Below are 23,409 nucleotides of genomic sequence, written 5' to 3'. Positions count from 1 at the left end.
CGGAAATAATTATGCCTCAGCAACCAAAGATCGAACCTCATCGAATCACCAAACCAATACAACTATTGGGGGCGTGGCTTGTCGGGCTGATCATCGTAAACGGAAGCTTCTTAGGTGCGGCTATAACAATCGATACACCAATTTGGTTGAAAAGCACGCTCGTCATTGCTGCTATAGCCAACGTGCCAGTTTTTCTAATTTGTATCTTCCTTCTTCAGACAAGGTTCCGACCAGAAATGCAAGAGGACTCGTATTATCACGAGTACTTGATTGCAAAAGATGGACGAGACAAAAGGCGGCCTCACGAAGAAGCCGAAAGCACACCTAAGGAAGAGGGCGGAATCTGGGATGGCTATAGCATTATGCTTAACCAAGGTATCAAAGGAGCAAAAAATATTGAGGATATTCTAAAATCTCATGGTATTCCGATAACCTCATACCTTGGTGGACCCTCTGGCTTTAAGACTCCAGGCCTTACAGCATCCCTTGGTCGTGGTTTCTCTGATGAGCAAATTAAAACGCTAATCCAAGCATTGAGTCGAACAAGTATTGCACACATTGATTACGCTGCTGATGAAGAAAAGCCAGATGAGTACACGAAAATGATTCTTATAGGATCTTGGGTTACAAATTATGAGACTCATAGTGTACCAATCGGCGAGGCTTTAAGCATGGTCAATGACTCCGCCTTTACTGCTGATAAATTCTACAGCGAAATAATAATTGCTCACGAAAGTGGAAACTCTTAACAAGTGCGGACAAGGAACGCTTCTAGCATCGTGCTCCTGCTGCAAACATTAGCCGTCAGATAAATAAGAGAGCATCGTATAGTTATGAGTGTTATTGAAACAGTATTTTGGGGTGCTATCTCTGGCATCCTAACAACAGTCATTTTATGGCTATTTAGCTTAATGGTAAAAAAGGCATTTATCCCTTGGTATCAAGAGCGTATTTACAAAGGCATAGATTTAAAAGGAACGTGGAAATATAATATCCAATATTATAATGGAGTCACATATTCATGTCAGCTAGACCTAAACCAGAGTGCTCATAGAATTTATGGTTTGGGCTCTATGCGAGTGGAACATAGCGATAACGATTATATTCAACACTTAACCATTGATGGCGAAACTTGGGAAGGGTTCTTGATTATAAAAATGAGAAGTACATCTAATTCATCTTTATCGTTTGTATCAGGACTATTTAAAATTGAAGAACGTGGCAAAAAGTTAACAGGTTCTTGGGCTTATAGAAGCCGTCAAGAAACCGTCCGTCATGAAGAACTAAGCTTCGAGCGTGTAAACGGCTCACAAACAGTTTAAAAAGTGATGCATAACACGTGTGATTTTTACTATGTGTCGCTAATACCTTAATGTGGCATTAGCCTAAAAATAAATTATCGTATACCCTGTGAGTATATATTGGTGTTTTATGCCTAAACGAACAAATGATTTTCAGAAGCTTGTGAAAATAATAAACATGCATCTTTCCCCCTCTGGGGCAAAAATTACTGAATCAGCTATGCTGTATGATTTAGAAGCAGAAACGAATAGAGAAGTCGATATTCTTGTTGAAGTTGAATACCTAAATTGCCCAATAAAGATCGGGATTGAATGCACTGAAATAGTTCGTCCAGCAGACATAAAAATCATTGAGGGGCTTAAGGAAAAACATCGAAAAATAGGAATTCAACAAACAATAGTTGTATCGAAAAATGGCTTCACTGGTACTGCAAAAAAATATGCAGCCAAGAACAACATAAAACTATTAACTTTTGACGCAGCAAGAAAAGAACAATGGACGTCTATATACGAGCGACTAAAAGGGCTCTCAATGTATGGTCGGACATATTTCCTACGCTCTATCTCACTAAATGCAGACACTAATAAAACAGATCCAAACTTCCAAATGAGTACATCTGTATTAGTAAGACTTGAGGATGATTGGATCCCTGTTGCTGAATATGCAGGAATGCTCTTTAAATTAAGCAATGTTAGTGAACTTGCATTTAAAGAACTAAAAGAAAATGAAGAGAATAGTAATAATCCTTGGTTAAAAGTTGGATTCAATCTTGATAATAAAGTTGCATTCAAAGATACCGCTGGTCGGACTATACACCCTCAAGAGTTAATCGCTGTCTTTGGCTATCGTTCAAAATATAGAGACCTTAATATCGGTGAGATATCATATGATGGGAAAGAATTGGTTGCTGGAGGCTTTTACGACGGCAAAAATGGCGAAGCCGCTCATATAGTAATAGATACAGGCTCTGGAAATTTTGTTGGCACCATGGAAATAAGCGGTTCATTGTTCCCATCAACATCTGAAGTAGTCAAATATAAGCCCGAGGGTTAGAATAACGCAGCGTATTCGGACAATCGCGAATAACCCCGCTGCGATATATGCAAGGATCGGAAGATCCCCTTGCGGGGTGCCTTGGAACAGCTCAAGGCTCATCGGTGCCGCTATTAGCTGGATTTATGGGTTTTCCGACAATGACCCAACTTTTGCTTATAGTGGTGGTCGCCAGCCCATAAGCGCCTGTGGTGGCCAACTGACCGGCCGCCGGGCGCTTGTTATAGGTTCTTCCGATCCAACTACAGGTAATTCCCCTGGCGCAGGGCAGTCAACAACTCCCCCACCAGCGCCTCCACCGATTTACCAGCATTCAGCAGATGAATTTCCGGCTGCTCCGGTGCCTCGTAGGCGGAGTCGATACCGGTAAAATTCGTAATTTCCCCTGCCCGCGCCTTTTTATAGAGCCCCTTGGGATCGCGCTCTTCACAGATGGCGAGTGGCGCATCGACAAAGACTTCGACAAACTCCCCCTCACCCAAGAGGCTGCGCACCAGCGCCCGTTCGGCACGAAATGGCGAGATAAAGGCGGTGAGCACGATAAGACCCGCATCCACCATCAGCTTTGCCACCTCGCCGACCCGGCGGATATTCTCCTGACGGGCGGCGTCGTCGAAGCCGAGATCGCCGCACAGGCCGTGGCGCACATTGTCCCCATCCAGCAGATAGGTGTGCTTGCCTTGTGCCGCCAGCGCCTGCTCCAGCGCCCCCGCCAGGGTCGATTTGCCCGCCCCCGAGAGCCCGGTAAACCAGATCACCAGCGGTTTTTGCCCTTTAAGCTCGGCCCGGCTCTGTTTGTCCACGGCATGCTTGTGCCACACGATATTGCTCATCCCACACTCCTTGATTGGCGCTCACGCCTCAAAACTTAAACTGTCCGGCACCACGGGGAGCCGCCTCGGACTATCCGCCGCCAACGTGCTGGTGCCATGGCATTGCTCACCCAACACGCCTTGATTGGCACTTATGCCTTAAAACGGAAACAGCAGGGGCACCATCACAATCACCCCGAGGCTATAGGCCAGCGAGACCGGCAGGGCCAGCTTGAGGTAGTCCGGCATCTTGTAGTTGCCCGCGGCATAGACCATCAGGTTGGTCTGGTAGCCGTAGGGCAGGATAAAGCTGGAGCTCGCCCCGAACAGCACCGCCAGAATAAACGGCATGGTCGAGACATCCATGCTGAGCGCCAGCTGGTAACCCATGGGGAAGGCCAGCGCGGCGGCGGCGTTGTTGCTCATCAGCTCGGTCAACACCAGCGTAAACACATAAATACCGATAAAGGCGATGATGGGGCTGGCACCGTTGAACTCCCCCATCAGCCAGTCGGCGATAAGCTTGGCCAGTCCGCTTTTTTCCAGCTGATCGGCGATGGCCAGCGCCCCGCCCACCACCAGCCAGATATCCAGCGGGAAGCGGCGGCGGATCTCGTCCAGGGTCAGAATGCGGGTGAGCAGCAGCGCCACCAGCATCAGCAGCAAGCCCTTGAACAGCGGCACCAGATCGAATACCGAGAGCGCCAACACCCCGAGAAAGCCCAGCACCACGGCGGCGCTACGCTTGCCATCGAGACGGGTGGAGGCTTCCAGCCCGCTCACCACCACAAACTCCCGTCCCAGCGATTTGTTGCGGGCAAACTGGGGGCCGGGGGCCAGCAGCAGGGTATCACCGGCGTGCAGTTCAATCTGGCCGAGGCCACCGGTAAGCTGGGTTTCGCCGCGGCGCACCGCCAGCACCACCGCATCGAAGTGGGTGCGAAATTCGGCATCCTTGATGGTCTGACCCACCAGCCGCGAGCTGTGGCTGACGATCACCTCCACCAGATGCTGGCCGTTGAGGCGGTGCTGGCCGTAGAGATCCAGCCCCTTCATCTCCTGCAACACGCCGACGCTCTCCACATCGCCGCAAAACAGCAGCACGTCCCCTTCGTGCAGCTCGTGTTCCGGCTGCACCGGGCAGATCACCTGCTCACCGCGAATGATTTCCGCCAGATAGAGGCTTTTCAGGCTGCGCAGGCCGTTCTCCTTGACGCTGCGCCCCGCCAGCGGTGAACCGGCGCCCACCTTGGCCTCGAGAAAGTAGCCGGATTCGCGGCTCATCTCGGTATCCTGCTCCGGCAGGTGACGGGCAAACAGCAGCACGGCCACCAGACCGGTCAGCAGGGTGCCCGCTCCCACCATAAAGAAGTCGAACATGCCGAGCGGCGGCGCCCCCATCTTGATGAGGAAGCTGTTGACGATGAGATTGGTGGAGGTGCCGATCAGGGTCAGCACCCCGCCAAAGGTGGCCGCGAAGCACATGGGCAGCAGCAGCCGTGACGGCGCATGGTTGGGGTTGCGTTTGACCGCGCCCAGCATGGAGGCCACCACGGCGGTGTTGTTGACGAAGGCAGACAGGAAGGCGGTGGAGAACCACACCTTCACCAGCACCTTGTTGAATGAACCCGTGCCCACCAGATTGGCGAACCAGCTCATGATGCGGGTCTTCTCCACCGCCAGCGACACCAGCAGCAACAGCACCAGCGTCAGCAGGGCACTGTTGGTGTAGCCCGCCACCACGGCGTTGATATCCGCCAGCCCGCTCAGGTAGGTGATGAGCACGGCGCCCGAGAAGAGCAGCGCCGGGCGGAGTTTGCCCTGGATCAGCAGGGCCACGAGAGCAGCCAGCAGACCCAGCACCAGGAATTGTTGCCAGGTCATGGGCTTACTCCTTGCTTGTGTCGTTACCGATGGCAAGGGCTTGCCAGTGCGGGAAGTGCTTGCGCACCAGGGCGTTGAGCTCGATCTCAAACTCGCTGTAGTGCCCTTTTACCGCTTTGGCGGCCAAGCCTTCCACTATCATGCCGGCGCCGACGGTGACGTTGGTCAGCCGGTCGATCAGGATAAAGCTGCCGGTATCGCGGATCTCCTGATACGGGTCGAACGCCACCGGGTCGGTGAGGCTCAGCTCGCACAGGCCGATCTCGTTGAGCTTGAGTTCGCTGGCGGGCAGCTCGTCGAGCTTGTTGATCTCGATGCGGTGGCGAATGGCCTCCACCTGACCGCGACTCTTCTTGGTGGCCAGCTTGACGTCGTAGACCCGGCCCGGTTGCAGGGACTCCTCCCCCATCCAGACGATATGGGCCAGCACATTCTGGGTCACTTGCGGCTGCTTGGCGGCATCCACCAGCAGGTCGCCGCGGCTGATGTCGATCTCGTCGGCGAAGGTGACCGTGATGGCCTGACCCGGCAGGGCGTACTCCAGATCGCCGTCGAAGGTGACGATGCGGGTGACTGTGCTCTCCTTGCCCGATGGCAGTACCGCCAGCTTGTCGCCCACCCGCAGGATGCCGGAGGCCAAGGTCCCCGCGAAGCCGCGAAAATCGAGGTTGGGGCGGTTCACATACTGCACCGGCAGGCGCACCGGGTGGCGCTCCAGCTCGCGCTCAACTTCCGCAGACTCCAGCAGGGAGAGCAGGGTTTCGCCTTCGTACCAAGCCAGCTTGTCGCTCTGGTTCACCACGTTGTCACCGTCCAGCGCCGAGACCGGCACGATATGGATGGTGTCTACGCTGAGCTTCTTGGCGAACTCGCGGTAATCGGCACTGATACGCTCGAACACCTCCTGACTGAACTCCACCAGATCCATCTTGTTGACCGCCACCACGAACTGCTTGATGCCGAGCAGGCTCGCGATAAAGCTGTGGCGGCGGGTCTGATCCAGCACGCCTTTGCGGGCATCTATCAGAATGATGGCCAGATCGCAGGTGGAGGCGCCGGTGGCCATGTTGCGGGTGTACTGCTCGTGGCCCGGGGTATCCGAGATGATAAATTTGCGCTTGGCGGTGGAGAAATAGCGGTAGGCCACGTCGATGGTGATACCCTGCTCGCGCTCCGCTTGCAGGCCGTCGACCAGCAGCGCCAAGTCCAGCTTCTCGCCGGTGGTGCCGAGCTTCTGGCTGTCGGACTCCAGCGCTTTGAGCTGATCTTCATAAATCTGCTGGGAGTCGTGCAGCAGGCGACCGATAAGGGTGCTCTTGCCGTCATCCACGCTGCCGCAGGTGAGAAAACGCAGCAGACTCTTGTGCTGCTGGGCGTGCAGATAGGCTTCGATGCCCTGTTCGGTGATGGCGGTCTGAATATGGCTGTTCATGCTGACGACTCCTTAGAAATATCCCTGACGCTTCTTCTGCTCCATGGAGCCGGCCTGATCGTGGTCAATCAGCCGCCCTTGCCGCTCGCTCGAAGTGGTGAGCAGCATCTCTTCAATAATTTCCGGCAAGGTGGTGGCATCGGATTCGATGGCCCCGGTCAGCGGGTAGCAGCCGAGGGTGCGGAAGCGCACCAGCTCCTGCTTCACTTCGTCTTCCGGGCCGATGGGCATACGATCGTCATCCACCATGATCTTGATGCCACCCCGCTCCACCACCGGACGGTAAGCGGCGAAGTAGAGCGGCACTATGTCGATCTTTTCCAGATAGATGTATTGCCAGATATCCAGCTCGGTCCAGTTGGAGAGCGGGAACACCCGGATGCTCTCCCCCTTGTTGACCTGGCTGTTGTAGACCCGCCACAGCTCCGGGCGCTGGTTCTTCGGATCCCAGCGGTGGGACTTGTCACGGAAGGAGTAGACCCGCTCCTTGGCGCGAGACTTCTCCTCGTCGCGGCGGGCACCGCCGAAGGCGGCATCGAAGCCATATTTGTTGAGCGCCTGCTTGAGCCCCTCGGTCTTCATGATGTCGGTATGCTTGCCACTGCCGTGGACGAAGGGGTTGATGCCCATGGCGAGCCCTTCCGGGTTCTTGTGGACGATCAGATCCAGCCCGTACTTTTTGGCAGTCTCGTCGCGGAACTTGATCATCTCCTTGAACTTCCAGTCGGTGTCGACGTGGAGCAAGGGGAACGGGATCTTGCCCGGATAGAAGGCCTTGCGGGCCAGATGCAGCATGACGGAGGAGTCCTTGCCGATGGAGTACATCATCACCGGGTTTTCAAATTCGGCAGCCACCTCGCGGATGATATGGATGCTCTCGGCTTCCAGCTGCTGCAGATGTGTCAATCTTTCACGAGAGACACCTGCATGACTGCTCTCCGCGTTCGGCTGCTGCAAGTGGGTCAATCTTTCACGGTCCATGTTGGTCCTCGGGTCATTGCTTATGCGCCTGCTCAAGGCGCTGGGTGGTTCAGTGCGCGGCCGCGCTGGCAACCGCATCAAATATCTCTTTCCGGGTCAGGCCAGCTGCACCAGCTTGAGGTCGCAGCCATCGAGATCCGGGTTGGCGTGCTGCTGGCCGCTTTTTTCTCCGCTCTTTTCTCCAAACCAGGCGAGCCGCTCGCGCAGGGCAACCACTTCGCCGATGACGATAAGCGACGGGCTCACCGCCTGTTTGGCCAGCTCGGCCAAGTCGGCCAGCGTGCCGGTCAGCACCCGCTGACGGGATGTGGTGCCGCGCTCGATGATGGCGATGGGGGTGGCTTGGCTTCGGCCGTGATCCACCAACTGCTGCTGGATATGCTCGGAGCGCATCAGCCCCATGTAGATGACCAGGGTCTGACTGGTGGCGGCGAGCTGCTGCCAGTCGGGCTCCTTGCCCTCCTTCTGGCAATGGCCGGTAATAAAGACGGCGCTCTGGGCATAATCACGGTGAGTCAGCGGAATACCTGCATAGGCGGTGGCGCCGGCAGCAGCCGTGATGCCGGGCACCACCGAGAAGGGGATACCTTCATCGGCCAGCACTTCCAGCTCCTCGCCGCCACGGCCAAACATAAAGGGATCGCCCCCTTTCAGCCGCACTACCCGGTTGCCCGCCTTGGCGTACTCAACCAGCAGGCGATTGGTCTCCTCCTGCGGTACGCTGTGGGCACCCGCCTTCTTGCCGACCGACACCAGAGTGGCATCGCGGCGCACCAGATCGAGGACCTCGGCGGAGACCAGCTGGTCGTAAAGCACCACTTCAGCCTGTTGAATCTGTTGCAACGCCTTGAGGGTCAGCAGGCCCGGATCACCGGGACCCGCACCGACCAGCACCACCTCGCCCACTTCGCTTTTCGCCTGGTCGAGGCCATCGCTCAGCCACTGCTCGGCACCTTGCCAATCCTCTTTCTCAATCAGGCTGGCGAGGGTGTTGGAGGCAAAGGCCCGCTCCCAGAAGCGGCGGCGATCGGAAATAGAGGAGAGCACCCGCTTGGCCTTGTCACGGACCCGACCGGAGAGCTCGGTCAGCCCGCCGAGATGGCGCGGTAGCAGGCTCTCCAGCCGCTCGCGCAAGAGGCGCACTAGCACCGGCGCCTTGCCGCCGCTGGAGACCGCCACCATCAGCGGCGAGCGATCGATGATCGAGGGGAAGATAAAGCTGGAGCGTTTGGGGTCATCCACCACATTGACGAACAGACCCAGCTGATTGGCACTTTGATAAACCAGTGCGTTGACTTCGAGGTTGTCGGTCGCCGCCACCACCAAAATCTGACCAGCCAGATGGGCCGGGGTGAAGCGCTCCGCCAGATGGGTGAAACGACCGGTGAATTCCGCAAATTCCGGTTCAAGCTCCGGGGAGACCAGGGTCAGCCGGGCACCGGCTGCCAGCAGCAGGCGCGCCTTGCGCAGGGCAACCTCGCCCCCGCCCACCAGCAGTACCGGGCGGCCTTCCAACTTGGCAAACATAGGTAAATAATCCATTTCGGCCCATCCCTCGGAACACGACTAATATGGGGCGACTATAGGCAGGGCAGCTTATCCCTCAAAATAATAAAAAATGCTTTTTAATGCGTTTTGGTAATTAGCAAACCCAATTCATGACAAAGGCGTACAAAGTCACTTGTGGTACCTGACGCCAGACCATAGGCTAGGGACTGTGTTTCATAAGGAGCTAAATGATGAATGAATCATTGATTGTGCTAGGGATTTTCGTGTTCCTGGTGCTCGCCACCCTGAGCGCGGGCATCAAGATCGTGCCCCAGGGCTACAACTGGACGGTGGAGCGCTTCGGCCGCTACACCCGCACTCTGACCCCGGGCCTCAACCTGTTGATCCCCTACGTGGATCGGGTCGGCCACAAGATCATCATGATGGAGCAGGTGCTGGACATCCCGGCACAAGAGGTGATCTCCCGCGACAACGCCAACGTCACCATCGACGCCATCAGCTTCGTGCAGGTGGTGGATGCCCGCAAAGCGGGTTATGAGGTCAACGATCTCACCAGCGCCATCCGCAATCTCACCATGACCAATATGCGCACCGTGCTCGGCGCCATGGAGCTGGACGAGATGCTCTCCCAGCGCGACACCATCAACGAGAAGCTGCTGCGCACCATGGATGCCGCCACCGCCCCCTGGGGCATCAAGGTGACCCGCATCGAGATTAAAGATGTGCGCCCGCCGCTGGCACTGGTCGAGGCGATGAACGCCCAGATGAAGGCTGAGCGTCAGAAACGGGCCGAGGTGCTGGAGGCCGAAGGGGTGCGCCAGTCCAAGATCCTGAAAGCGGAAGGGGAGAAACAGTCCCAGATCCTCAAGGCCGAGGGTGAGCGTCAGGCCGCCTTCCTCGCCGCCGAAGCGCGGGAGCGGGCTGCCGAGGCAGAAGCCAAGGCGACTCATATGGTCTCCCAGGCAATTGCGGAAGGAGACCTGCAGGCCATCAACTACTTCGTAGCTCAGAAGTACACCGAGGCACTGGCCCGCATCGGTGAAGGCCCCAACAGCAAGATCATCATGATGCCGCTGGAAGCGGGCAGCCTGATTGGCTCGGTGGCTGGTATGGCCGAGCTGTTCAATAAAGATGGCAAGGGCAGCAAGTCATGACAGCCCTGTTAGAGGGGTTGACCCACTGGCACTGGCTGGGGCTCGGCTTCATTCTGCTGGCCATCGAGGTGCTCGGCTCGGTGGGCTTTTTGCTCTGGACCGGCATCGCCGCGCTGGAAGTGGGCCTGCTGCTGCTGATCTGGCCATTTGGCTGGCAGGCGCAGTTGCTGCTGTTTGCGGTGCAATCCCTGCTCACCACCTGGGCCTGGTGGCGCTGGCAGCACCAGCGCGATAACTCGGGTCAGGATGCCGCCAGCACCATCAACGAGCGGATGCAGAGCTATATGGGCCGCGAGCTGACCCTGCTGGATGATGTGACTCAGGGCACCAGTCGGGTGCATCTGGACGACACGGTCTGGACGGTGCGCTGCGACGAGTCGCTGCCTGCGGGCAGCAAGGTCAGGGTGGTCGGGGCCGACTCCCACATCCTGCTGGTTGAACCCCGCAACTGACGCAACTCTGCCGTCGAGTCATAAAAAAGCCCGCGATCGCTCGCGGGCTTTTGTCTCTCTGGCGGCCACTCAGGTACGCAACCGATCGAGCTGACTGGCCAGCGCCGTGGCCGCTTGCTCCAGCGCTTCGCTCAGCTGATGGCTGGAGCTGGCCTCCTGCCCGATCACGTTGGCGGTATCACCGATCCGCATCAGGTTCTGGTTGATGGTATCGCTCACCGCACTCTGCTGCTCGGCGGCGGTGGCTACCTGACTGATGTGGTCGTGGATCTGCTGGATCTGGGCCACCACCCGATTGAGCGCCTCGAACGCCTGCTCGGTGCCCTGCACCGTGGTAGTGGAGCGCTCGATGCCGGTATTCATCAGACGCTGGCTGCTGCTTACTTCGGTCTGCAGGCTACCGATAAGCTGGCCGATCTCGTCGGTCGATTCACGGGTCTTGGTCGCCAGCGCCCGCACCTCGTCTGCTACCACCGCAAAGCCGCGGCCCATGTCCCCTGCCCGCGCCGCCTCGATGGCGGCATTGAGGGCCAGCAGGTTGGTCTGCTCGGCAATGGCGCGGATCACATCGAGGATCCGGCTGATATTGGTGCTGCGCTGGGCCACCAGCGCCACCGCTTTATCCGCCTCATGCATATCTCCGACCAGAGTATGGATCTCGTTGCGGGCATTGCTGAGGGTCTGCTGGGCGGTATTGATATGGTGGGTCGCCGCTTCCGACTCCTGCGCCGCTTGTTCGGCATAACCTGCCACACTGACTGCCGTGGTGCTCATCTGATGCATAGCGCTCACTACGCTCTCCAGCTCCAGATTCTGCTCGTCCAGACTGTTGCGCATGGTGTCGGCGGTATGTTTCATCTCCCGCGCCTGCTGGTAGACCTGCTGACCGATCCCCTTGCTCATTTGCACCATGCCCCGCAGCTTGCCGAGGAAGGCATTGAGCTGGGAACCCAGATCGATCAGCTCCTGATGGGTGTCGATCTCCATCTGCTGGGTCAGGTCCCCCTCGTTGCTGGAGAGATGGCCCACATGGCGGCTGATAAGGGAAAGCGGCGCTGTGATGGTCTGAATGAACCAGACCAGCAAGCCCAGCACCAGCAAAGTGATCCCGCCCATGGCGATGATCTGCTGCCGCTGGGCATCCACCAGCAAGGTGCCCAGTTCATTGCTGATGGCGTGCGCCTTGCTCAGCGCCAGCGCCTTGGGCACCTTGATCATCAACCACCACTGGGTATTGGCAGCCTCGACCCGGATGGGCTGATGAAGAATGAAGTCACTGTCGCTGCTGACCGGCTGACCGTCAGGCAGGGTCAGGCCTACCTCCTTGAGTGGACGGCCCAGCTTGTCGGCATAGCGGTTGCTGCCCACAATCAGCCCTATCTTGCTGACCAGGGTCACATCCGCCTTGTTGTCATAGAGGCTCTTGCCAAGGTTTTCAGCCAGTTGCTGGAAGATGGGCAGGTTCATATCCACCCCGGCCAGCCCGACAAACTTGCCGTCACGCAGCACGGGCACTGTCAGACTGGTCATCAGCATCTTGTTGCCCGGGCTGATTTCGTAGAGGTAGGGCTCCATCAGGCAGGGCTGGCGGGTATCGCGGCCACAGAGATACCACTCGCTGTTGCGAATGCCGAACTCGTTGAGGGAGGTATCAAACTTGGCCTCGCTGGCAGCAGCGTCCACCGCTTGCTGAGCGACGGCCCCTCCCTGCTCCTTGGTGAAATAGACCTCCAGACTCCCCTTTCCTGCCACCGAGTGGCTGGCCCCGTCCAGCCAGTTGCCATCCTCGCCATCATAGCCATCCGGTTCAAACTGGGCGTAGATGGAGCTGATCCCGCTCGCCTGCTGCAGGCTGCTGCCGAGCAAAGACTCCACTTGGGGCCGCGACAAGCGCAGTTCCGGCTTGGCCATCCCGGCTTCAATCTGGGCGGTCACGGTCAGGGGGATCTGATAGGAGTTCTGCATCAGCGAGGCAATCTGGATGGCATAGCGCTCCGCCTGATACTGCAAGCTGCGGGAGACCTCCTCTTCCAGTGCATCGCTGGTCTGGGTCATCACCATGTTGCGAAGGGAGCTGAAAGAGGCCGATTGCAACAGGGTCATGGCCAGCCCGGTCAGCAGAAACAGCCCCATGGTAAGGCACAGCAGCTTGAACTTGAGGGAACGTTGCTTCATGCGACAACTCCTTATGGCAGAATAACAACGAATTACTTGAGTATATTCGCCCACTTGCGCTTCACCCGATTTGTTGATGGGTTTGTGGCAGGCTTCTGGTTATAATTTTTGCCTTCCCGAGCGTTGATGGAACAGTCGCAATGAGCAATGCACTGAGCAGTGTCCCGCCGGTAGTCGCAATGGACTACCCCTTTCCGGCCAAACCTCTTCCCCTGAGTGCCGAGCAGAGAATGACCTTGACCACAGAAATCAAGGCGCTGCTCAAGGAGCGCAAGGCGGTACTGGTTGCCCACTACTACACGGATCCCGAGATCCAGGCGCTGGCCGAAGCCACCGGCGGTTTCGTCGGTGACTCGCTGGAGATGGCCCGCTTTGGCCGCGATCACGAGGCGCAAACTCTGATCGTCGCTGGAGTGCGCTTCATGGGGGAAACCTCCAAGATCCTGAGCCCCCACAAGCGGGTGCTGATGCCGACGCTGGAGGCCGAATGCTCCCTCGATCTGGGCTGTCCCATCGAGCAGTTCTCCGCCTTCTGCGATGCCAATCCCGACCATACCGTGGTGGTCTACGCCAATACCTCGGCTGCGGTCAAAGCGCGGGCTGACTGGGTGGTGACCTCCAGCATCGCGCTCGAGATCGTCGAACACCTCGACAGTCTGGGTCACAAAATCATCTGGGGCCCGGATCGCCATCTGGGTGCCTATATCGAGAAGAAGACCGGGGCGCAGATGCTGCGCTGGCAGGGCCACTGCATCGTCCACGACGAGTTCAAGGCCCGTGCCCTGCGCGAGCTGAAAGAGCAGAATCCGGACGCCGCCGTGCTGGTTCATCCGGAATCCCCCGCCTCGGTGATCGAGCTGGCCGATGCGGTGGGCTCCACCAGCCAGCTGATCAAGGCGGCCAAAGAGCTGCCCCAGCAGAAGCTGATCGTGGCGACCGATCGGGGCATCTTCTACAAGATGCAGCAGGCCTGTCCGGAGAAAGAGATGGTGGAAGCACCGACCGGTGGCGATGGCGCTACCTGCCGCAGTTGCGCCCACTGCCCCTGGATGGCGATGAACGGTCTGGTGGCGATCAAGGAGGCGCTCACCGACGGTGCCGAGCGCCACGAGATCCATGTCGATGAAGATCTGCGGGTCAAAGCCTTGATCCCCCTAGACCGGATGCTCAATTTCGCCGCCGAACTCAAGCTCAAGACCCAGGGCAACGCCTGATTGCCGCCGTCACGAGATGCAAAGAGGGCTCCCGCGGAAGCCCTCTTTATTTATCTGAACCTAATCCAACTCAGATGATTACGGTGGAGAGGCTGTGCTCTTCATCCGGCGCAACGGTCACCCCAGCGTCGCCGGCAATGGCAGCTTCGACGCAGAGCATGGTGCGATAGCCATCGTCGCTCATGTCGGCCATGGCGGTGGCCCCTTCCAGCCATGGGGTCCAGACCACCACGCTGTCGTGGTTGCCACTGACAACCCGGGTCTCGCGCTCACCATCCTGCACCCTCACCAGCGCCTCTGGCTGCCAGTAGACCCGATCCAGCGGCCCGCTCAGGGTCAATGCACCCTGCTGCTTGGCATCCTGTCCGGTCAGCTTGTCGGCATAGGGCTCGCCCAGACCGCTCACGCTCACCGCCTCCGGGGCGCTGATCTGCAAATAGGTGTGCAGCGCACCGCTATAGGTCAACGGCTGAGCACCTGTGTTGCGAGTGGTCAGCACCAGCGAGAGCTCTTTGCCCACCAGCACGTCCAGTTCCAGCTCGAAGGAGTGATCCCACAGGGCACGGGTCGCATCGCTGTCGTGCAGGGAGAGATGAACGAGCGTGCCATCGGCGTGATCGGAGACCCCGTCCAGCATCCAGAGGGTGGTACGGGCAAAACCGTGGGAGGGCTTGCCGCTACCGACGCGGGCGGGCGCCGGACCAAACCAGGGCCAGCAGATCGGGATACCACCGCGAACAGGCTTGCTGCCATCCAGCACCGCCTTGTCACTCAGCCAGATGGAGGCCGGCTCGCCATGACGCTGATAGCTCAGCACATGGGCGCCAAACAGGCTGATTTCTGCCTTGGCATAGTCGTTGTTGATGGTGAGAACCGGCAGACCGGCCGCATTGTTGGCAAGCTTGCAATTGGCTGTCAGGGGACGAATGGATTGCATGTGGACTCCTGTCATCAGGGGAAACCGAAAAACAAAAAGGCGGCCAATGGCCGCCTTTTTCAAGCTACGCGATTGCGCATCCCAAATTACTTGGAGATGTGAGCGATCAGGTCCAGAACTTTGCTGGAGTAGCCCATTTCGTTGTCGTACCAGGATACAACTTTAACGAATTTGTCGTTCAGCTGGATACCAGCCTTGGCGTCGAATACGGAGGTCTGACGCTCACCCAGGAAGTCGGTAGATACAACTTCGTCTTCGGTGTAGCCCAGAACGCCTTTCATAGCGCCTTCGGAAGCAGCTTTCATCGCTTCGCAGATTTCTGCGTAGGTGGCAGCTTTCTTCAGGTTAACGGTCAGGTCAACAACAGACACGTCCGGAGTCGGAACACGGAAAGCCATACCGGTCAGCAGGCCTTTCAGTTCCGGGATAACTACGCCAACAGCCTTGGCAGCACCGGTAGAGGACGGGATGATGTTCTGAGCCGCACCGCGGCCACCGCGCCAGTCTTTGGCAGACGGACCATCAACGGTCTTCTGGGTAGCAGTGGTAGCGTGAACGGTGGTCATCAGGCCAGACTCGATACCGAAGGTATCGTTCAGAACCTTGGCGATCGGTGCCAGGCAGTTGGTGGTGCAGGAAGCGTTGGAAACGATGTCCTGGCCAGCGTAGGTAGAGTCGTTAACACCCATTACGAACATCGGGGTAGCGTCTTTGGACGGGCCAGTCAGAACAACTTTCTTGGCACCAGCAGCGATGTGCTTACGAGCAGTCTCGTCGGTCAGGAACAGACCGGTAGCTTCAGCAACAACGTCAACACCGATTTCGCCCCACTTCAGGTTGGCCGGGTCACGCTCAGCGGTAACACGTACGGTTTTACCGTTTACAACCAGGTTGCCGTCTTTAACTTCAACGGTACCGTTGAAACGACCGTGAGTTGAATCGTACTTCAGCATGTAAGCCATGTAGTCAACATCGATCAGGTCGTTGATACCAACAACTTCGATGTCTGCACGCTCGCAAGCCAGACGGAATACGAAACGACCGATACGGCCAAAACCGTTAATACCTACTTTGATAGTCATATTTAGTTACCTAACTGTTCAGTAGTCAAAGAAAATTCCGCTTGTAAATTTACTAGAACTCTCCGGTGAGTCAACCAACATTCTGTCTGAAATTGCGCTATATCATGAAAAACTGTGAAATTAATTTTCTGTTTATGTAACTGATTACCACGTTTTGACGAAAAAAGTGCCAGATCGTGGCATCGCGCAGATATCAACAATAGTGCCTACTCGGTCACACAACCATTCACAGAGATATGTAAAAATGTGCGCGGTTTAGCATGGCCAAAGAGCCACTGTTCAAGTACCACCCCATAAAAATCAAACAAAATAGTATAGATAGAATCCACAGCGGGAATTCTCAAACTATGACCACCCTGATTGAACAGCTGGCTGCCGCAAAAGGTATCGCCAGCGAGTATGTCGATGCCTGGGGCCACCCGGCCCAGGTATCAGAAGAGAGCAAGGCCGCCATGCTGGGCGCCATGGGCTACCGCGTCGATGACGAGGCCGCACTGGTGCAGCAGCTGGAAGAGGAACATCGCCAGCACTGGCTGCGGGCGCTGGATCCTGTGATGGTGGTTCGCACCGGCGACGCCGTTACCCTTGAGGTTCGCCTCCCCATCGAATTCGTTAACGACGCCCTCACCTGGCAGCTCCAGCAGGAGCAGGGTGCTGTGTTGTCCGGTCAATTCACCCCCATCGAGGGTGAGCTTGTCGGCGTGGCCGAATTTGAAGAGATGGAGTGCCAGGCCTATCGCGTCACTCTGGATATGGCCCCTGAGCTGGGTTATCACCAGCTGGTGCTGCTGGAAGAGGGCAATGACGAGCCGCTGGCCACCATGCGCCTCATCGTCGCCCCCAGGGCCTGCTACAAGCAGGCGCCGATTGCCGATGGCCGCAAGGTATGGGGCCCGAGCGTGCAGCTCTACTGCCTGCGCAGCCGCCACAACTGGGGTATCGGTGATTTCAGCGATCTGGGCCAGCTGGTCGAGAAAGCGGCCGCCTGGGGTGCCCACTTCGTCGGTCTCAACCCTATCCACGCCCTCTATCCGGCCAATCCGGAGAGCGCCAGTCCCTACAGCCCCTCTTCCCGTCGCTGGCTCAACGTGGCCTATATCAATGTGGAAGCGGTGCCCGAATTCCAGCAGAGCGATCGCCTGAAGGCGGAAGTGGCAAGTCCTGCCTTCCAGCAACATCTGGCCGATCTGCGCGCCAAAGAGAACGTCGATTACACCGGCGTGATCCAGACCAAACTCGGCATGCTGCGTCAGGTGTTCGATGAAGCCACCCTGAGCGCCGAGCGTCAGGCCGCCTTTGATGCCTTCGTGGCCGCCGGTGGCGACAGCCTGCAACAGCAGGCAGCATTTGATGCCCTGCAGGCCCACTTCTATGCCAAAGGCGAAAATGCCTGGGGCTGGCCGGTATGGCCGCAGGAGCTGCGCGATTACCACAATCCTGCCGTTGCCGCCTGGATGGCCGCGCACCCGCAAGATGTCAACTTCTACCTCTATCTGCAGTTCCTGGCCGACGAGCAGCTGGCGCAAGCCGATGCCCGTGCCAAGGCTGCCGGCATGGTGATGGGGATCTACCGGGATCTGGCGGTGGGCGTCTCCGAAGGCTCCACCGAGATCTGGGCCAACCAGGATCTCTACTGCCCGAAAGCCTCGGTCGGTGCGCCGCCCGATATCCTCGGCCCGCTTGGTCAGAACTGGGGCCTGCCCCCGATGAACCCGAACAAGCTGTTTGAAGCGGCCTACCAGCCGATGGTGGACTTGTTCCGTGCCAACATGCGCTCCTGCGGCGCACTGCGTATCGACCACGTGATGGCCTTGCTGCGCCTGTGGTGGGTACCGCCCGGAGCGTCCGCCGCCAAGGGCGCCTACATCTACTATCCGGTCAACGATCTGCTGGGCATTCTGGCCCTCGAATCCCACCGTAATCAGTGCCTGCTGATCGGCGAGGATCTGGGCACCGTGCCGGAGGGGATCGACGTGACCCTGAAAGAGAACGGCGTTCACTCCTACAAGGTGTTCTTCTTCGAGCGCTCCAAGGAAGATGGCGGCTTTATCTCCCCGGCGCACTACACCGAGCAGGCGATGTCGGCCCTGACCACTCACGACATGCCAACCCTCAAGGGCTTCTGGCACTGCGATGATCTGGCGCTCGGCCGTCAACTGGGTCTGTATCCGGATGAAGATGTTTTGAAGACTCTGTATGCTGATCGCCACCAGGCCAAACAGCGGATCCTCGACAGCTTGCATGCCCACAAGGTCATCTCTGACAACATCAGTCATGACGTGAACTGGGTCGGCATGAACACCGAACTCAACCACGGTCTGCAGATCCACATGTCCCGCGGCAACTGCGCCCTGTTCAGTACCCAGCTGGAAGATTGGCTGGAGATGGACAAGCCGGTCAACGTACCGGGCACCAGTTACGAATACCCCAACTGGCGCCGCAAGCTTTCCGCTGATCTGGAAGATATTTTTGCCAATGAGGCACTCAAGGCACTGGCTGGCAAGATGAGCCAAGCCCGTGATGAGGCCAGTCGTTGAGACGCTGTCTCCCACAGCGTTCTCACCTAAATCCACTCCGGCTTCGGCCGGAGTGGATGCTCTGTCATGAAAGGAAATCTCGATGCTCGTTGAACGTTTGGTTGCTGCCCGCTGTTCCGATCCCTTCTCTCACTTAGGCCTGCAGGCCAATCCGGATGGGCCCGGCCTCAAACTGACCGCCTGGTTGCCTGATGCCCTCGAAGTCCGCGTCAAGGATCTCAAGTCGGGCAAAGTCGTTGCCACCCTGGCGCCCACCGATGAATCGGGTCTTTTTGAAACTGTTTTCACCCGCCGCAAAAACTCCTTCCCCTATCAGCTGATCGCCAGCTACCAAGATGCCACTACCGAGGTTATCGACCCCTATCAGTTTCAGGATGCCGCCTGGGCAGGCCTGGCCGAACTGACTGCCCAGCCGGAAAACCTCTACCACACCCTTGGCGCCCAGCTGCGCACCGTAGAGCATCTTGGCCAGCAGGTGGAAGGGGTGCGTTTTGCGGTCTATGCACCGAGCGCCACCGCCGTGAGCCTCATCGGCGATTTCAACTTCTGGGATGGCCGCCGCCATCCGATGCAGCGCAGCCTCTGCGGTCACTGGGTGCTGTTTGTGCCGGGCCTCAAGGCCGGGGATCGCTACAAGTTCGAGCTCAAGGACCCCATGGGCAACCGGCTGCCCCACAAGAGCGACCCTGTAGGTTTCTACAGTGAGCAGTATCCGTCGTTCGCCTCCGTGGTCTATGACCACGCCCAGTACCAGTGGCAGGATGCCGAGTGGATTGCCAGCCAGCACAACGACAAGCGCGAGCAGCCGCTCTCCATCTATGAGCTGCACGTCGGCTCCTGGAAACGCCACCCCAACGGCGACAGCCTGAGCTGGCGCGAGCTGGCAGTGGAGCTGGTCGCCTACGTCAAGGAGATGGAGTACACCCACATCGAGCTGCTGCCGGTCTCCGAGCACCCCTTCAGCGGCTCCTGGGGCTACCAGCCGGTGGGCATGTTCTCCCCCACCAGCCGCTACGGCACCGCCGATGATTTCAAATACTTCGTCGACCAGTGCCACCAGGCCGGGATCGGCATCATTCTGGACTGGGTGCCCGCCCACTTCCCGTCCGATGCCCACGGACTGGCACGTTTCGACGGCACCCCGCTCTACGAGTACGAGGATCCGCGCCGTGGCTGGCACCCGGACTGGAACTCCTACATCTACGACTTCGGCCGCGACACAGTGCGCCAGTTCCTGGTGGCGAGCGCCCTGTTCTGGCTAGACAAGTTCCACATCGACGGCCTGCGGGTGGATGCGGTTGCCTCCATGCTCTATCTCGACTATTCCCGCAACGCCGGTGAGTGGGTACCGAACGTCGATGGCGGCAACCACAACTACGAGGCGATCAGCCTCTTGAAGTGGACCAACGAGGAGGTCTACGGCAAGTATCCCCACGCCATGACCATAGCCGAAGAGTCCACCGCCTTTGCCGGTGTCTCCCGCCCCACCTTCCTCGGCGGCCTCGGCTTTGGCTTCAAGTGGAATATGGGCTGGATGCACGACACCCTCACCTATATGCAGAAAGAGCCGATCCACCGTCGCTACCACCACAACGACATGACCTTCTCCATGGTTTACCACTATGACGAGAACTTCATCCTGTCGCTCTCCCACGACGAGGTGGTGCACGGCAAGCACTCCATGCTCTACAAGATGCCGGGCGACGAGTGGCAGCAAGCCGCCAACCTGCGCGCCTACATGGGCTTCATGTACGCCCACCCGGGCAAGAAGCTCAACTTCATGGGCACCGAAATAGCTCAGAGCAACGAGTGGAACCACGACGCCCAGCTGCCGTGGCACCTGCTGCAATATCCCAAGCATGCCGGTCAGCAGCGGCTGATCCACGATCTCAACCACCTCTACCGTCATGAGCCTGCCTTGTATCAGGCCGATTATGAGCAGACCGGCTTCCGCTGGCTGGATCACAACGATGCCGACAACAGCATCTTTGCCTGGCTGCGGGCGGATAAAGAGGGCAAGCAGACTATTGTGGTGGCTTGCAACTTCACCCCGGTGCCCCGTCTCGAATATCGGATCGGCGTCCCAGCTGGGGGCCACTATCGGGTGGTGCTCAACACCGACAGCGAGTATTACTGGGGCAGTAACTATGATGTAGGTCTGGTGTTCGCTGCCGAGCCGACCCCCTGGCAAGGGATGGCACACAGCATAGTGCTGGATCTGCCGCCGCTGGCGACCTTGTTTATCAAACAGGAGTCTTGATGCTTGTAATGGAAAAAGGGGTGGGCCACCCGCTGGGGGCCCGCCTTGACGAGAACGGTTGCCACTTCTGCGTCTGGGCCCCCCAGTCGGACAAGGTGGAGATCTGCCTGTACGACGAGCAGGAGCAGGAGCTGATGCGGCTGGAGTTGCCCGGCCGCCGTGGCCAGTATCGCTTTGGCTACGTGCGCGGCGTAAAGGCCGGTCAGCGCTACGGCTATCGGGTCTATGGTACTCCGCAGGAGGGGATGCTGTTCGATCCGCAAAAACTGCTGATTGACCCCTACGCCAGGGCGCTCAGTCGTCCCACCTACTGGGATGAAGCCCTCTATCAGGGTGATAGTGCCGGGATGATTGCCAAGTCGGTGGTAGTGGATGACAGTTTTGACTGGCAAGGGGTTGGCAAACCCGGGATCAGTCCGGCCCGCACCATTATCTACGAGACCCACGTCAAGGGCTTTACCAAGCAGCACCCGGGGATCCCCAAAGCGCTGCAGGGCACCTATCTTGGCATCTGTCACCCGCTGGTTATCGAGCACATGAAGAGCCTCGGTATCACCTCGGTGCAACTGATGCCGGTGGCCGCCTTCATGTCAGAACCGCGACTGGAGCAGTTGGGACTGACCAACTACTGGGGCTACAACCCCATCGCCTTCTTCGCCCCGGAGCCGCGCTACAGCACCAGGGCCGACGAGGCGGTGACCGAGTTCAAGACCATGGTGCGCGAGCTGCACCGGGCCGGGCTCGAGGTGATCCTGGATGTGGTCTACAACCACACTGCCGCCTCGGGCTTCGATGGCCCCACCCTCTCGTTCAAGGGCTTTGACAACGCCGGTTACTACGCCTTCGAAGCGGGTCCCCACGGCCCGGACTACACCCGTCACGCCAACGTGACCGGCTGTGGCAACAGCGTCAATCTGGATCACCCCAACACCCTGCGGCTGGTGCTCGATGCTCTGCGTTACTGGGTCACCGAGATGCAGGTGGACGGCTTCCGTTTCGATCTGGCGGTGACGCTGGCGCGGGAAGCGGGGGAGTTCGAGCCCATGGGCGCCTTCTTCAAGGCCGTGATGGCCGATCCTGTGCTGTCACAGGTCAAGCTCATCGCCGAACCTTGGGACATCGGTCCCTTCGGCTACCGGCTGGGTCAATTCCCGAGCCAGTGGCAGGAGATCAACGACCGCTACCGCGATACGGTGCGCGCCTTCTGGCGCGGTGATGCGGGCAAGATGGGGGACTTCGCCACTCGTCTGGTGGGCTCGCGGGATATTTTCCCGAAAAACTGGCGCTCCCCCCACACCAGCGTCAACTACCTCTGCTATCACGACGGTTTCACCCTGGAGGATCTGGTCTCCTACAACCAGCGCCACAATCAGGCCAACGGTGAAGACAATCGGGACGGCCACGGCAACAACCTCTCCTATAACCACGGGGTAGAGGGGCCGACTCTGGATCCGCGGGTCAACAGCCTGCGCCAGCAGCAGAAACGCAATCTGATTGCCACCCTGCTGCTCTCCCAAGGCACTCCCCACTTCCTCGCCGGCGACGAGATGGGACGCAGCCAGCTTGGCAACAACAACGCCTACTGTCAGGACAACCAGATCAGCTGGGTCAACTGGCAGTGGCGACCGGAGGATGAGCGGCTGTTCGCTTTCACCCAGCAGATGATGGCGCTGCGGGCGGAGTCCTGCGTCTTCTCCAACCTGCAACTGAGCGACGATAGTTGGAATGGCACCCCATCCAGCTGCCATCAGGTCAACTGGTATCACCCGGACGGCCACCAGCTCACCGATCAGGATTGGCACGCCCCCATGGGGCAGGCGTTCGCCATGGATATCGGCATGATCAACTGTGTCGGCGAGCGCTGGTACGTGCTGTTCAACGCCAGCGATTACGACATCCAGTTCCGCCTGCCACCGCCAGGGGAAGGGCTGGAGTGGATCCAGACCATCGACACCGCCACCAACGATGGCCTCCCCTTCCTGCCGGATGACATCAAACGGCAGGTGGCAGTCGGCCGGGCCCACTCCCTCAAACTGCTGGAGCGGGTGGCGCTGGCCAGCACGGCGGAGGATGCCCAGCCACCGCAGCAGGAAATTCTCCCTGCATCCGGTGAGGAGATGGTTGCCACCTCGATCACAGATACAGGCAAAGCATAAGAGGCATGCTGGAGTCAGCTTTACGGAGCCGCTATGCTGGGCTCCGGTATGGATGGCAAGGAGTCGGTATGAGCAGTAACAATCCGGAACAGTGGCGCAGCAAACTGACCGCCGAGCAGTTTCACGTTTGCTGGGAGAAGGGCACCGAGCGCCCCTACAGCGGCGCCCTGCTCCACAATCGCAAGAGCGGCGACTACCTCTGTGTCTGCTGCAAGAGCGTGCTGTTTCACTCAGGAGCCAAGTTTGATTCCGGCTGCGGCTGGCCCTCGTTCGACAAGGCCATAGAGGGGACGGTTGAGTACACCGAGGACAACAGCCACGGCATGAAGCGAGTGGAGATCACCTGCCGCCAGTGCGGCTCTCACCTCGGTCACGTCTTCCCCGACGGACCGACCGAGACCGGCCAGCGCTACTGCGTCAACAGCCTGAGTCTGGATTTCGATCCCGACGCTTAAGCGGCTGACCCATT

18 protein-coding genes are annotated in these 23,409 nt (G+C 58.4%); 10 read left to right on the top strand and 8 right to left on the bottom strand.

Translation table 11 applies throughout. The features are described from left to right. Positions 1-11: 11 nt before the first annotated feature. The 3 genes from ACB042_RS19205 (at position 12) to ACB042_RS19195 (ending at position 2,355) form a co-directional block, all read left to right on the top strand. Positions 12-749 carry a hypothetical protein gene (locus tag ACB042_RS19205; protein WP_371178941.1) on the top strand — a complete coding sequence of 246 codons (738 nt, stop codon included), beginning with the start codon at positions 12-14 and terminating at the stop codon, positions 747-749. Positions 750-833: 84 nt separating this feature from the next. Beyond that, complete coding sequence (locus tag ACB042_RS19200) at positions 834-1,322, top strand: hypothetical protein (RefSeq protein ID WP_371178940.1); 489 nt, start codon at positions 834-836, stop codon at positions 1,320-1,322. Between the two features lie 109 nt (positions 1,323-1,431). Continuing rightward, the gene (locus ACB042_RS19195) at positions 1,432-2,355 is read left to right on the top strand and encodes a hypothetical protein (protein ID WP_270905617.1); all 924 of its coding nucleotides are present in this window, start codon (positions 1,432-1,434) and stop codon (positions 2,353-2,355) included. 242 nt (positions 2,356-2,597) lie between these two features. Here the strand turns inward: ACB042_RS19195 and cysC are convergent, their stop codons facing one another. From cysC to cysG, 5 genes are all read right to left on the bottom strand, one after another. Continuing rightward, the gene (gene cysC, locus ACB042_RS19190; protein ID WP_331377778.1) at positions 2,598-3,188 is read right to left on the bottom strand and encodes an adenylyl-sulfate kinase; all 591 of its coding nucleotides are present in this window, start codon (positions 3,186-3,188) and stop codon (positions 2,598-2,600) included. A gap of 138 nt (positions 3,189-3,326) precedes the next feature. Continuing rightward, on the bottom strand, positions 3,327-5,051 hold the full coding sequence (locus ACB042_RS19185; protein WP_005354701.1) for an SLC13 family permease: 1,725 nt from the start codon (positions 5,049-5,051) through the stop codon (positions 3,327-3,329). A 4-nt stretch (positions 5,052-5,055) separates the two neighbouring features. Beyond that, positions 5,056-6,483, bottom strand: coding sequence for a sulfate adenylyltransferase subunit CysN (gene cysN / locus ACB042_RS19180; RefSeq protein ID WP_139410352.1), 1,428 nt, complete (start codon positions 6,481-6,483; stop codon positions 5,056-5,058). Between the two features lie 12 nt (positions 6,484-6,495). Then, entirely contained in the window at positions 6,496-7,464 is a 969-nt protein-coding gene (cysD, locus tag ACB042_RS19175) for a sulfate adenylyltransferase subunit CysD (RefSeq protein ID WP_371178939.1), read from the bottom strand. A 96-nt stretch (positions 7,465-7,560) separates the two neighbouring features. Further along, positions 7,561-9,006: a siroheme synthase CysG gene (gene cysG / locus ACB042_RS19170; protein ID WP_371178938.1), complete on the bottom strand. Its 1,446-nt coding sequence runs from the start codon at positions 9,004-9,006 to the stop codon at positions 7,561-7,563. A 197-nt stretch (positions 9,007-9,203) separates the two neighbouring features. Here cysG and ACB042_RS19165 point away from each other — a divergent pair, with 197 nt between their 5' ends. Further along, positions 9,204-10,127 (top strand): SPFH domain-containing protein, encoded by a 924-nt coding sequence (locus ACB042_RS19165; RefSeq protein WP_005335703.1) that lies wholly within the window; start codon positions 9,204-9,206, stop codon positions 10,125-10,127. Further along, on the top strand, positions 10,124-10,579 hold the full coding sequence (locus tag ACB042_RS19160; RefSeq protein WP_005335704.1) for an NfeD family protein: 456 nt from the start codon (positions 10,124-10,126) through the stop codon (positions 10,577-10,579). Before ACB042_RS19165 ends, ACB042_RS19160 begins: the two co-directional genes overlap by 4 nt. A gap of 69 nt (positions 10,580-10,648) precedes the next feature. Here the strand turns inward: ACB042_RS19160 and ACB042_RS19155 are convergent, their stop codons facing one another. Next, positions 10,649-12,754: a methyl-accepting chemotaxis protein gene (locus ACB042_RS19155; protein ID WP_371178937.1), complete on the bottom strand. Its 2,106-nt coding sequence runs from the start codon at positions 12,752-12,754 to the stop codon at positions 10,649-10,651. A gap of 140 nt (positions 12,755-12,894) precedes the next feature. Here ACB042_RS19155 and nadA point away from each other — a divergent pair, with 140 nt between their 5' ends. Further along, positions 12,895-13,968: a quinolinate synthase NadA gene (gene nadA, locus ACB042_RS19150; RefSeq protein WP_005362945.1), complete on the top strand. Its 1,074-nt coding sequence runs from the start codon at positions 12,895-12,897 to the stop codon at positions 13,966-13,968. Between the two features lie 70 nt (positions 13,969-14,038). On the opposite strand, the gene ACB042_RS19145 is transcribed toward nadA, so the two are convergent. Both ACB042_RS19145 and gap read right to left on the bottom strand, forming a co-directional pair. Further along, complete coding sequence (locus tag ACB042_RS19145) at positions 14,039-14,905, bottom strand: D-hexose-6-phosphate mutarotase (protein ID WP_069529712.1); 867 nt, start codon at positions 14,903-14,905, stop codon at positions 14,039-14,041. An 86-nt stretch (positions 14,906-14,991) separates the two neighbouring features. Beyond that, positions 14,992-15,987, bottom strand: coding sequence for a type I glyceraldehyde-3-phosphate dehydrogenase (gap, locus tag ACB042_RS19140; protein ID WP_005335708.1), 996 nt, complete (start codon positions 15,985-15,987; stop codon positions 14,992-14,994). 347 nt (positions 15,988-16,334) lie between these two features. Here gap and malQ point away from each other — a divergent pair, with 347 nt between their 5' ends. From malQ to msrB, 4 genes are all read left to right on the top strand, one after another. Continuing rightward, positions 16,335-18,524 carry a 4-alpha-glucanotransferase gene (gene malQ, locus ACB042_RS19135; protein WP_371178936.1) on the top strand — a complete coding sequence of 730 codons (2,190 nt, stop codon included), beginning with the start codon at positions 16,335-16,337 and terminating at the stop codon, positions 18,522-18,524. 82 nt (positions 18,525-18,606) lie between these two features. After that, entirely contained in the window at positions 18,607-20,784 is a 2,178-nt protein-coding gene (glgB, locus tag ACB042_RS19130) for a 1,4-alpha-glucan branching protein GlgB (RefSeq protein ID WP_100652812.1), read from the top strand. Then, positions 20,784-22,940 carry a glycogen debranching protein GlgX gene (gene glgX / locus ACB042_RS19125; protein WP_158110549.1) on the top strand — a complete coding sequence of 719 codons (2,157 nt, stop codon included), beginning with the start codon at positions 20,784-20,786 and terminating at the stop codon, positions 22,938-22,940. Before glgB ends, glgX begins: the two co-directional genes overlap by 1 nt. 68 nt (positions 22,941-23,008) lie before the next feature. Then, positions 23,009-23,395 carry a peptide-methionine (R)-S-oxide reductase MsrB gene (msrB, locus tag ACB042_RS19120; protein ID WP_040068248.1) on the top strand — a complete coding sequence of 129 codons (387 nt, stop codon included), beginning with the start codon at positions 23,009-23,011 and terminating at the stop codon, positions 23,393-23,395. Positions 23,396-23,409: the final 14 nt, after the last annotated feature.

This window comes from Aeromonas sp. S13(2024), assembly GCF_041402405.1.
GTDB lineage: Bacteria > Pseudomonadota > Gammaproteobacteria > Enterobacterales > Aeromonadaceae > Aeromonas > Aeromonas veronii.
The sequence above is the reverse complement of the archived record's forward strand: the minus strand, read 5'-3'. Positions and strand labels throughout refer to the sequence as shown.